We start from the raw sequence: 12405 nt of genomic DNA on the forward strand, positions 1-12405 counted from the left end.
TAAATGATATATAAATGGGGAACATAAAGAACTGTTAATAGGTTGTTCAATTTTTGTACAAACATGAATCTTATCTTCTTCATATAAGGAATTTTCCTTAGCTAATATTTGGGTGAAAAGTTAAAATAAGTTGATACAATGAGGAGTGGAATTATATGAACAATCTCACTAAAATGAGAATTGAAAAATCCGCCAATGAAGTCTTTGAAGCTTTTGTTGATCCTGAAAAGATCGGGAACTTTTGGTTTTCAACGAGTTCCAAGAGATGGGAAAAAGGGAAGACGATAACACTTGAATATAAAGAGTACAATGCAGTGGGAGATATAAAAATAATTGATATTGAAGTGGATAAAAAAATCGTTTTTGAATGGGGTTCGAACGGTGAGGGCCACATTGTAACAATTCTTTTGATTGAAGAAAGTGCAAGTACAATTGTTGAGATTACTGAAGAAGGATTTAATGAAGCTGCTGATGATTTCCTTGAACAAATTATTGATAATAAAGAGGGCTGGGTATTCATGTTAACTTGTTTAAAAGGGTATCTAGAATTTGGTGTAAACAAAATAAGAGGTGGACTTGTAAAGTAGTCCAATTTCTTAACGCTACATTGAAGTAAATGTAGCTTTTTTTGTTCTCAATGCACTATGTTATACAAGCATCAATAAATTTTAAAATAAGAAACCATACTACTTACGAGGTGAAATAGATGTATAAACTATTGTCGCATAATGATTTAGATGGAGTTGGCTGTGGTATTTTAGCAAAGCTTGCTTTCGGCCAAGAAGTAACAGTTCGTTATAATTCAGTTTCTTCGCTTAACAGAGAAATTGAATTCTTTTTAGAAAATGATGACCCTGACACGTTTCTATTTATTACAGATTTATCTCCAAATGAAGTAAATGAAAAAAGACTCCAAGAGCATTTTAAAGAATTTAGTAATGTCCAATTAATTGACCATCACAAAACTGCATCTCATTTGAACGATTTTGAGTGGGGAACTGTGTTAGTAGAAGATGAAGAAGGAAAATTAACATCAGCCACTTCTTTATTTTATCAGTTTCTAGTGGCAAATGAATTACTTGCACCAACAGAAGCGCTTTCTGAATTTGTAGAACTCGTTAGACAATATGATACGTGGGAATGGGAGAAAAATGAAAACCAAGCAGCACACTCTCTAAACTCACTCTTTTACTTAGTATCCATTGATGAATTTGAAGAGAAGATGATTGAACGTCTTCAAGCAAATGAACATTTTGATTTCGATGAATTTGAAAAGAAATTGTTAAGTATGGAAGAGGATAAAATTGAGCGCTATATTCGCCGAAAGAAAAGGGAAATTGTCCAAGCAAAAGTTGGGGACTATATTGCTGGAGTCGTTTATGCGGAATCTTATCACTCAGAACTAGGTAATGAATTAGGAAAAGAACATCCACATCTAGATTATATTGCAATATTAAATATGGGTGGGAAAAGGATATCCCTTCGAACAATTCATGATCACGTTGATGTTTCAGAAATAGCAGGAAGCTACGGCGGTGGGGGACATCAAAAAGCCTCAGGATGCACCTTATCGGATGAAGCTTATAAACAATTCGTGTTGGAAACATTTCCTTTGGAACCAATACAAGAGGATGCCAATAGAAATCGATACAATTTAAAAGAATCTACATTTGGGGCATTATATCAAAATCGAAGAGATGAAACGTTTCTAATTGTTCCTAAAAAGGAAGAATGGATTATTATACAAAACAATGAAAAAATAAAACAAACCTTTTCAAACTTTGCTGATGGTGAGCGGTACTTAAAAAGAAACCATGAAGCATGGTTAGTACGAGATGAAGTATTTGTTCAGTATTTAATGAATGAAGTAAGAAAAGCATCGAAAAGAGAATAATAGTACGTGTTGACCTAAGCTCTTCCACATTTTAAGTATGTGAATTCATTACTATATTTTGCTAGAATGGATTGATAATAGAAGGTTAGACGTGTAGGAAGAGAGGGAAATATGATGGAAATTGGTTTAACTACATTTGTTGAGACGACACCAGATGTAAATACAGGTAAAGTGATTAGTCATGCAGAACGAATACGTGAAGTGGTAGAGGAAATTGTGTTAGCTGATGAGGTTGGGTTAGACGTCTATGGTGTTGGTGAGCATCATAGAAAAGATTATGCATGCTCAGCACCAGCAGTGTTACTTGCTGCGGCAGCATCGAGAACAAAGCAAATTCGATTATCAAGTGCAGTAACCGTATTATCGTCTGATGACCCAGTTCGAGTCTTTCAGGAGTTTTCAACAGTTGATGCCATTTCAAATGGTCGTGCAGAAATAATGGCAGGTCGTGGTTCTTTTATCGAATCTTTCCCTCTGTTTGGGTATGATCTAAAAGATTATGATGAATTATTTGAGGAGAAATTGGATCTATTATTAAAGATTAGAGAAAATGAAATAGTAAACTCTTCGGGTAAACATCGACCATCTATTCCAAATAGAGGTGTGTATCCTCGTCCTGTTCAAGATCTATTACCAGTATGGATTGCAAGTGGAGGAACACCGCAATCAGTTGCACGTGCAGGATTCCTTGGATTACCGCTAACGTTAGCCATAATTGGAGGAAGCCCATTACAGTTTGCAGCCCTAGTAAAACTTTACTATAAAGCAGCAAAACAAGCTGGACATGATATTTCAAAATTACAGGTAGCGTCCCATTCTCATGGTTTTGTTGCAAAAACGACAGAACTTGCGGTGGAGAAGTTCTTCCCATCAACACAAAATGCGATGAATGTTCTTGGGAAGGAGCGCGGCTGGGGTTCTTATACGCGTGAAACTTTTGATTATGCACGTAGTTTAGAGGGTGCATTATATGTTGGAGATCCAAAGACTGTTGCTGAGAAAATTATTTTCTTACGTAAAAATGTTGGTATTACCCGTTTTATGCTACATACACCGGTTGGTTCCATGCCACATGAAGATGTCATGATGGCAATTGAATTACTTGGAAAAGAAGTAGCACCAATGGTAAGGGAAGAAATTGCTCGTTGGGAAGCCCAAGAAGGCTCTGAGAAGTAATAATAATTAAGGGATGTCTAGAAATATTTTCTAGACATCCCTTTTGCATATATAAGAATTATGAATTTACTTCTAAATACATATTTAAAACTTCTTGTAACGAGCTTAATTCTGCATCATTTAAAGGAATCATTGGTAAGCGAACGCCTCCAACAGGGATTCCGTTTAAATTTAGAGCTGCTTTAACCGGAGTCGGATTTGGAGCAGCGAATAATGCTTTCATTATTGGTAATAAGTTGCGATGATCTGAAGCAGCAGCTTCGTATTGACCGCTTTGGTATTTTTCAATCATTGCTTGCATTTCATTTCCGATAATATGAGACGCAACAGAAATGACCCCAATAGCACCAACAGATAGAGCTGGTATTGTTAAAGCATCATCTCCACTATACAATGAAAAGCCTTCAGGCGTTTTATCTACAATTTCAGCCATTGCGTCTAAACTTCCACTAGCTTCTTTGATCGCCACAATATTTTTAATATTAGAAAGGCGAATAACAGTTTCAGGAGTCATATTCACGCTAGTACGACCTGGTACATTATAAAGCATTACTGGTAAAGTAGTAGAGTCAGCAATTGCTTTAAAGTGTAAATATAAACCTTCTTGTGATGGCTTATTGTAGTAAGGAACAACTAACATTACACCATCAACCCCAGCATTTTCTGCTTGTTGAGTTAATTGAATTGAAGCTCTCGTGTTATTTGAGCCAGTACCGGCGATAACAGGAACTCGACCGTCAACTACTTTTACAACAAATTTAAATAATTCAATTTTCTCCTCATTTGATAATGTTGGAGATTCTCCAGTTGTCCCTGCTACTACTAAACCTTCAGTACCATTGGCGATTAAATAATTAACTAAATTTCCTGTAGCGATATAATCGATCTCACCATTTGCATCAAATGGAGTCACCATAGCAGTTAAAATTTTTCCAAAATTCATTACTTCTCCACATCCTTTAAATTTTTTTGAAAGGTAGAGGGAGAAGGGCGTTAGAAAAGTAAACGCAAAAAAGCAACAACGAGGGCTCGTTGTTGCATTGAAATAAAAATCATTTCTTTGCGTAAGATAGCCCTCCATATAGTTTCCTATATGACAATCCAGTGTTTATTCAACACGGGACCAGCCTCAAGAATAATGAGATTCTATCAACTTCGGCAAATTCCCCTTTCCACAATAGTCATAGGATCTCATCATCCTCGGATTGTGTACTGATGGTCTTTGCGCCTCTATCCTTACTTCAATAGTTTGAAATAAGTTGTATATAATTATTAATATGATAATACTCCTTTTTTTATGAGAAAGCAATGTATTTTTAAAATTTAGATAATTATGAGAAAATTAATTTTAATATTTGCTTTCAATAGCGTTAATTTGATCATAAAGCATTCGATTAACTGGAGTTGGAATGCCGTATTTTATACCAAACTTTAACACCGTTCCAGCAAAAAGTTCAAGTTCACTTTTGCGTTTTGCTTCAACATCTTGAGCCATTGAAGGTTTGCCTTCTGGACTTAGCGTACTTAATACATTTAGCCAATAATTTAAATCCTTTTCGCTTAAGAAAATCTCTTCCTTTTCAGATAACGCTATAACTTCTCGCATCGCGGCAATCATCGTATTTCTTGCTTCGCCTTCATTTTGAATTGTACCGTAATTACTTTTATAGACTGCAACGGTTTGATTTACACCAACATTGAGCATAAACTTACCCCATAGACGTTTTGACATATTGGTGTCAACTTCATGTGGAAGTTCAACCTTATTAAAAAATTCACTAACACTCTTTGTTTTATCAGAGATGATCCCCGGCACTTTGTCTCCAAAAACGAGCTTTCCCTTATGCTCATATGTCAGTTTATTCCCTACTTTAACGGCATCCATACCTTGAGCAACACAATAAAGCAACTTGTCATGTCCATATACTTCGCCAATTAATTCTTCACTAATAATGCCATTTAAAGCGGAGAGGATGATTGTATTTTCTCCCACATGATGCTTCACTGACTCAAGTGCCCCATCTAATCCATCGAATTTTACAGTGAAAAGGAGTAAATCCGCAGGTGTAACTTGTTCATCTGGTGTGACATAGTGGAAGTCGCATTGTTCGCCGTTACAATAGATGGAATCTTTTTTATATTTTTTGATACGTTCGGTATCCGCAATAATTCTAACATTCCCCTTTGGTAGTCTTTTTGAGAAATGCTGTCCATACATAATCCCTAATGCACCTAACCCAATTATTGATACTGTCTGAATTCCCATTTTAGCTTCCCTTCCTTAAATAAATAATAGTTAAGTCAATCTATGTATGTAAGTGGATGTTCATCATGAAGAGTCTCTTAAATTTATCTTAACAAAAAAAACACTAAATGGAATGAAATTACTGAACTAACTTACTTAATTTAGGAAAAGCGCACTTCTAAATAATTTACCTAAATTTTACATGTAGTTAATTGATAATTAGCAATACAGTATTAAGATTACACTTCAGGGAGTAAATCCCGGCCGCTGATTAAAATAAATGGGAAGAGGAAGAATATAACTGCTCTTACAATTTTTGTGAATTTCTAATTAAGGTGAGAAGTTAGGAAAAAAATGATTCATAACAATGACTACTTGGAGGGATCTACTTGGAATCAATGATCTCAAAATTTGTTACAAACTTTAATTTTATCATGTTCCTTTTCTTTGCAATACTGTATTTCTATCAAATCATATACATGTTTATTGCATTAAAGGCTAAGAAGAGCAAAAAGAAACATATATCAAATAGCAATTTTCATAAATATGCGGTGATTATCGCTGCAAGAAACGAAGAGCTTGTAATTGGTCAACTAATTAATAGCATTAAAAAACAGAATTATCCTAAAGAATTAATCGACATTTTTGTTATTGCTGACAATTGTACAGACCAAACAGCTCTTGTAGCGGAGCAAAGCGGGGCAATTGTCCGAAAGCGTATTAATAAAGACCAGGTAGGGAAAGGGTATGCCCTTGACTATATGATAAAGATTATCCAAACCGAGTTTGCTTACAAAAAATATGATGGTTATTTCATTTTTGATGCTGATAATCTACTTGATCAAAACTATATAAATGAGATGAATAATACGTTTAGCCAAGGATATCGGGTTATTACAAGCTATAGAAATTCAAAAAATTATGATCAAAATTGGATTTCTGCAGGATACGCATTATGGTTCCTACATGAAGCAGAATATTTAAATCTTCCTAGAATGACGATAAACTCAAGTTGTGCAGTTTCAGGTACCGGATTTTTAGTCGAAGCTGAATTAATAAAGAATAACGGAGGATGGGTGCACCATCTGTTAACAGAAGATATTGAATTCTCAGTTTCACTGATCATTAAAGGGGAAAAAATCGGATATAATAGGCACGCTATTTTTTACGATGAGCAACCAGTTAAGTTTAAACAATCGTGGAATCAAAGGTTACGTTGGGCAAAAGGCTTTTATCAAGTCTTTTCAAAATATGGGAAAACTCTAATTGACACCATTATTAAAGGAAAACAAAATCGCTTTTCTTGTTTTGATATGACAATGACAATTATGCCAGCAATGTTGATTTCTTGTACTAGTCTAATTATAAATGGACTCTTTTTTTTAGCAGGAATTTTAGGGTTTTTAGACGGTAAAGAGGTTATTGAGGTAACAACCATAGCATTAGTGAGGTCGTTTTGTTGGTACTATGGTCTATTGTTTGTCTTAGGCTTCGTTACAACATTAACGGAGTGGCGTAAAATTTACTCTCCCGGTTGGAAAAAGATACTCTATACATTTACCTTCCCATTTTTTATGTTTACGTATATTCCAATTGCAATCGTAGCACTATTTAAAGAAGTAGAATGGAAACCAATTACGCATACTGTTGCAAAATCAATTGATGACGTAAGATCGTAGTGGTGGGGTATATTCTAAATTGAAGTGCTAAATGATTGGCAAGTAATTCTATGTATGAGAGACTCGTCATAGATTACCTCAACCTAAATTAAATAAAGAAAAAAGCGGTGTGAGAAATAATCTTCACCGCTTTTATGTTACATATATCATTTGGTTATTATTTGGAAATTAAAGGATGCTTATGCAATAATAGATGAGCAACATCTAATTGGGACTATTAATTTTCAAATTCTTCTTTTTTCTCAAATGTTTTACAATCTGTTTCTTCTCTGTTTGACGTCTCCTTTTTGTTGGCTACTACATAGATTTGAATCACATCATATTTATTGCCAGAAGCCCAAAATGAACAACGTTTACCTCACATAAGACATCCATTGCCATAAAAATGCACCTCCACAATTATTAACATTACTTACCTAATTGATATCTCATGCACTTTTCAATTGTTTAAAATGTAAATTGTAAGTATGAATAGTGGCTATAAGAATATTTAGGTATTTAGGGATTTGTCGAAGAATAGAATATTTAGTACAAGTATTTCCTAAAGAGTGAAGGAGTTTCTAATGAATAGGGAATTAATCATTGATTGTGATCGCTGTTATTGGCAAGCGGAACGCCGTGCATCACATTATTTTAAGCTGCTTTCAAAACAAGTTAAAGAGAAGGCATATATAGGTATGCTAAAACATGATCTTGCATCGAGTTTTAAGCTCCAGGCAAAACCTTTTTCATTTTTTACATTCATGGAGAAGAAAAAAACATCCCATAATTTCCGTCGTCAAATTAAGTGGCTAGAATATACAGGCAAACTTGATGCTTTTTTAGAACGGAGTATTTCATATATTTTCTTACGTGATTTAGGAAAGACACTAGATTCTACTGACATTCAGAATAGAATACAAAAAGTTGTGAATGAGCTAAAAAGTAATTTGACGACTACTCCAAATAAATCAGAAGTGTTGTCAGGTACATTTAGCTCTCTAGGTATGTATCGATGGGGGCAAAGGGAAGGAATTGAGGAAACAATTATATGGCTATTCCAAAAACTTACTTCTGTTTCAAAGCAAATTCCAAAAGAAATAGATTCCCCCCATGCACAGCGTAAGTTAATTAAAATTATTATGGGTGTATTAATGCACCAAATGGAAGAAATATCAGACCAAACCTTACCTGAGATCCGTACTAAAAAACTTGATGAAGCAATTAGACTAGGGTATTCCTATGGATTGACGTATCCCTTCATCGATGATTTATTAGATTCTAATATCTTTACGAATGATGAAAAGAAACAGTATGCGGAGTTAATAAGAACTTCAATTACTACTAGTATTGTAGCTCCCTTAGGTCAATGGCCAGAAGAAAAAATGAAAATGATGAGCTATATTCACGGGGAACTAAAAGAAGCATTTGAATATATTCACTCTCACCAGACGAATGAAAAACGTAAAATATTTACTGAGCAGTCTTATGTATTTTTCCAATCCCAGGAACTAGATCGTTTAAAGGACTTGTCCAATCCTCAATACACAAATGAAGAACTTTATATACCTATCATTTTGAAATCCTCTTCCTCACGTTTAATCGCCAGATCTATATTAAATACCCATGATGATGACGGCTTTAATAATCGAACATTTTTGTATGGAATTTACAATCAATTGGCTGATGATTTTGCAGATTTGTTTGAAGATTTGGAGGCGGGTGCTGTAACTCCTTATACCTATTATTTTAAATACCATCAAGAACGGTCTGATCTAATTAATCCTTTTGAATTGTATTGGACTGTTATCTCAAATTTAATTCATAACGTGTACCATTCAGATGAATCGACAAAAGAAGTGATTTTAACCCGAGCGATCAACGGTTTAAAGAGGTATAAAGAAAAACACGGTGTTCAAAAGTATAAGGAAGTTATGCAGTTATTCGCATTTGATCCCTCTGAGATTTTCTCTTCTATTCAAACTATTGTAGAGAAGGCAGAAGACGTTGATTTCCTGGATAAGCTCATTCGAGATCAATTAATAACAGAATTGAAGAAAGAAAATGAGGAACAAGAAGAATTTTTCCAAACAATAAAAACAGTAAGAAACGAGATAAATCAAGCATTAAGGATTGCGAAAAGTAAAAAGGAATGGTTAGTAGAAGATGCGATTACAGACGCAGCAAATTATAGCTTAGAGGGAAATGGAAAACGGTTAAGGCCAATTATCGCTTGGTTTATGGGGGTAAGGGTTTATGGATTGAACGAGGTTGCTTTCTTGCCAGTACTAAAATCAATCGAGTATTTACACACAGCCTCATTAATTTTCGATGATTTGCCTTCACAAGATGATGCGCATTTTCGTAGAGGGCGTAAAACCGTACATGAATTATATAATGTTGCGGTAGCCGAGTTAACAGGAATATTTTTGACAATGAAGGCCACGGAAGAACAAAGTTCCTTAGAACAGTTTGATGCCGGGCAAGTACTGAAAATGATTCAATATTCCGCACACGTAACAGCAGAATTATGTAAAGGTCAGGCAATGGACTTAGCAAGTAAAGGACAGCAAATGACGATTCAGCAGTTGAATATACTATGTTTTTATAAAACCGGATTAAGTTTTGAAGCTTCACTCGTCATCCCAGCCATCCTTGCCTATGCTGAAGATAAAGAAATTGAGGGATTAAAAAAATTTGCCTATCATGCTGGGATCGCATTTCAAATTAAAGACGACATACTCGATGTAGAAGGGAATGTTGACGTGTTAGGAAAACCAACGCATCAAGATAATGAGAACATGGTTTCAAACTTTGTTTCCCTTTTAGGAGTAAATAGTGCTAAAAAACAAATGTGGGATCATTATTGTCTTGCGATTGAATCGCTTCAAAGTTTACCTAAAAATAATAGCTTTCTAAAACATTTAATGAATTATTTCGTTACTCGTGAACGATAGCTCGGTAACATGAAAAGAGGACTTTCCAAAAGTTTTTAACAACTGGAAAGTCCTCTTTTTGATGGGCTTGAACTTCATTTAGTAGGGGATTCAGCCCTACTGAATGAAGTTAAACTCTGTTTTTTTCCTAAGAAATTCACTATTAAAACACCTGAAATGGCGATGAGCCCTCCTACAAGTGAAAGGGAGGTAGGTAGTTCATTTAGTAAGATCCATGCAAGGATAATTGCAATCACCGGTTCAAGATAAAGTGTACTTGAAATCGCACTTGCATCAGATAAGGATAATGCAATGGCCCATGTTAAGTAGGCAATTGCTGTTGGGAAAATCCCAATATAGATGGCACTTATGTTTGCTTCAAGGCTAGCCGACTGTATGCCCTCAATTAGTCCTGGCGAAAAAATTAGAAATGGAATCGTACCCGCCCACGTAAAGTAAGCAGTTAGTTCAATAGCTGTATATTTTTTAAATAACGGCTTTTGATAGACAAAAAAGATAGATGTTGCAATTGCCGCAGTTATTATTAAAAAAACGCCAGGTGATATACCTAGGGATGCTTTGCTAGTCCCTAAAGCAATTAACGTAATTCCAACAAAACCGAATGCTAGACCGATCCAACCTACTTTTCCTAGTTTTTCTTTTAATATTAAAATAGCAAAAATAGTTGTGAAAATAGGACCGGAACCAACTAACATACCTGCAGTACCTGCACTTACAGTTAACTGCCCAAAAGTAGCACATATATGGTAACCACTTATTCCAATAAATCCAAGAATTACTATTCTAAAAATATCCTTTTTATCTGGCACTCTAATCTTCATTTTTGGCAACAAAGCAATCACGCCAAAAATGATTGAAGCAACAATAAAGCGTATTAAAAGTAAATGACCTGCAGAGTAGCCATTTTGTAAACTTACACTATTTGATGCGAAGCTCGAACCCCAAATAAAAACAGTAATAAGCGCCAAGATTAATGCTTTTTTATTCATCAAGTCTCACCAATTTCTAGTATTTTACCTCAAGGGTATTTATTTAACGAAAACAATCTTCTCATGTTAATGACTAGATTAGCAAGATGATTTTTAATAGATTAGATTCAGCCCATATTCATTGTAAAAGTAAAGGCAATAGTTAAAAGTTTTGGTGTTGAAATTTGACCTAGATCAAATCATCAAAATGAATAGTATACACCTTTTTTGGACGCCCCCGTAATTTCTTTTGCTGTTTTAAGGAAGCTGTGGCTGCTCCTTGTTCCTCTAGCTTTTTCAATATTCTACTTGCTGCACGGTCTGTAATTCCTAAATGGCTACTTAAATCTTCTGCGCTTAATAAGTTTGTTTGTAACTTATCCATTATCGCTTTCACTTTTTGCAGTTGTAAGGAAGAGGTATGGAGTTTACTACTCAGTTCGTCTAAAGTAGGGTCTGTTTGAGTTGATATTTCAAGTTGGGCCAGTTGCCCAAGGGGTCCAACTAATTGCCCCTCCTTTGTAAAAACATATGCCTCCGTAACCGGTGATTTATTGTTGGCGGCGGCTTTTTGTGCACTTAATTGTGCATCCTGTATAGAATGGCCAATTCCCCAACCGATTTGAACTGGGAATCTTAATTCATTAGTTAAATACAATGCCAGATTACACTTTGTCATATCATTCGTAATTTCTTTAAAATCGCTATAGCTTGTAATGATTTCAAAATAAAGAGCGTTTCGGTGAATAATAAATTTGATTTTATTAATACGTCCAAAGTCTAGAATTGCTTTATGGAGAGACATTTGTCGATAGTCTAAGTCCACTACATTATCACTATTTTTGTTCAACTCTAAATGACCGATTACGACTTGGTTTTCAATTAATTTATTTAATTTGATGATCTTTAACAGTGATTCGATTTTTTCCTTCATACTTTTTTGTGAAGGGTGAATGACAATTGGCTTAATACCATATGGTTCCAAAAGTTGCGGTAAATTCGTCAATCGCGTCATACAAACATCTATTTTCCCCGTATTCCAAACCTTAAGATGATAATCAAGGATTTCATCATAAATATCATCTGAATCATAAATCTGTATTGTATTTGTAAACAATTGAGGGAATTCCTCCGGGCGAACCCACTCTTTTAAACCTAGATAATCATTTTCCTCATAGATAAAATCCATTGAACAACGTTGCATCTGAAATTCTTTATTTCGATAGAGCTCTTCCGATAATACACGATAGAAATCCTCGGCTGAAATATCAAAATGAAGCATTGGCACTTGAATGTCAGGAAAGTGATTTTGTATATAGAAGTAGGGAATTTGACCACTAAAAATTATTCCATCTACCTGCTGTATTTTTTCAATGAATAAATCCTTTAATTCGACTAAAGAATCATAGGAAACGAAAGCAAAATCGACATGCTTAAAATCTAGCGATGTTACTTGCTTTACCCAAGCCAATGAATAGACTCTTGAGAACACCACAATTCGACTCAT

General features: G+C 34.8%; 10 protein-coding genes and 1 riboswitch. Of the genes, 5 read left to right on the top strand and 5 right to left on the bottom strand.

Features of this window, described 5'->3' with window-relative positions:
* The first annotated feature begins 155 nt into the window (after positions 1 to 155).
* The 3 genes from JOD29_RS06815 (at position 156) to JOD29_RS06825 (ending at position 3070) form a co-directional block, all read left to right on the top strand.
* Positions 156 to 587 carry an SRPBCC family protein gene (locus JOD29_RS06815; RefSeq protein WP_124763861.1) on the top strand — a complete coding sequence of 144 codons (432 nt, stop codon included), beginning with the start codon at positions 156 to 158 and terminating at the stop codon, positions 585 to 587.
* Between the two features lie 119 nt (positions 588 to 706).
* A complete protein-coding gene (locus JOD29_RS06820) occupies positions 707 to 1894 on the top strand; it encodes a DHH family phosphoesterase (protein WP_124763862.1) in 1188 nt (395 codons plus the stop codon).
* Between the two features lie 114 nt (positions 1895 to 2008).
* Entirely contained in the window at positions 2009 to 3070 is a 1062-nt protein-coding gene (locus JOD29_RS06825; protein WP_124763944.1) for an LLM class flavin-dependent oxidoreductase, read from the top strand.
* Between the two features lie 58 nt (positions 3071 to 3128).
* Here JOD29_RS06825 and dapA read toward each other — a convergent pair whose 3' ends face one another.
* Together dapA and JOD29_RS06835 are read right to left on the bottom strand one after the other, a co-directional pair.
* Entirely contained in the window at positions 3129 to 4013 is an 885-nt protein-coding gene (gene dapA, locus JOD29_RS06830; RefSeq protein WP_124763863.1) for a 4-hydroxy-tetrahydrodipicolinate synthase, read from the bottom strand.
* A 119-nt stretch (positions 4014 to 4132) separates the two neighbouring features.
* Positions 4133 to 4311: riboswitch (Lysine riboswitch) on the bottom strand.
* Positions 4312 to 4418: 107 nt separating this feature from the next.
* Positions 4419 to 5336 (bottom strand): ketopantoate reductase family protein, encoded by a 918-nt coding sequence (locus JOD29_RS06835; RefSeq protein ID WP_124763864.1) that lies wholly within the window; start codon positions 5334 to 5336, stop codon positions 4419 to 4421.
* A gap of 377 nt (positions 5337 to 5713) precedes the next feature.
* Between JOD29_RS06835 and JOD29_RS06840 the strand changes: the two genes are divergently transcribed.
* On the top strand, positions 5714 to 6994 hold the full coding sequence (locus JOD29_RS06840; RefSeq protein ID WP_124763945.1) for a glycosyltransferase family 2 protein: 1281 nt from the start codon (positions 5714 to 5716) through the stop codon (positions 6992 to 6994).
* Between the two features lie 217 nt (positions 6995 to 7211).
* On the opposite strand, the gene JOD29_RS20800 is transcribed toward JOD29_RS06840, so the two are convergent.
* Entirely contained in the window at positions 7212 to 7310 is a 99-nt protein-coding gene (locus tag JOD29_RS20800) for a hypothetical protein (protein WP_420844547.1), read from the bottom strand.
* Between the two features lie 247 nt (positions 7311 to 7557).
* Between JOD29_RS20800 and JOD29_RS06850 the strand changes: the two genes are divergently transcribed.
* Complete coding sequence (locus JOD29_RS06850; RefSeq protein WP_124763865.1) at positions 7558 to 9930, top strand: polyprenyl synthetase family protein; 2373 nt, start codon at positions 7558 to 7560, stop codon at positions 9928 to 9930.
* A gap of 74 nt (positions 9931 to 10004) precedes the next feature.
* On the opposite strand, the gene JOD29_RS06855 is transcribed toward JOD29_RS06850, so the two are convergent.
* Positions 10005 to 10919, bottom strand: coding sequence for a DMT family transporter (locus JOD29_RS06855; RefSeq protein WP_124763866.1), 915 nt, complete (start codon positions 10917 to 10919; stop codon positions 10005 to 10007).
* A gap of 169 nt (positions 10920 to 11088) precedes the next feature.
* Positions 11089 to 12405 carry a helix-turn-helix domain-containing protein gene (locus tag JOD29_RS06860; RefSeq protein WP_124763867.1) on the bottom strand — a complete coding sequence of 439 codons (1317 nt, stop codon included), beginning with the start codon at positions 12403 to 12405 and terminating at the stop codon, positions 11089 to 11091.

The organism is Lysinibacillus composti, assembly GCF_016908465.1.
Lineage (GTDB): Bacteria > Bacillota > Bacilli > Bacillales_A > Planococcaceae > Ureibacillus > Ureibacillus composti_A.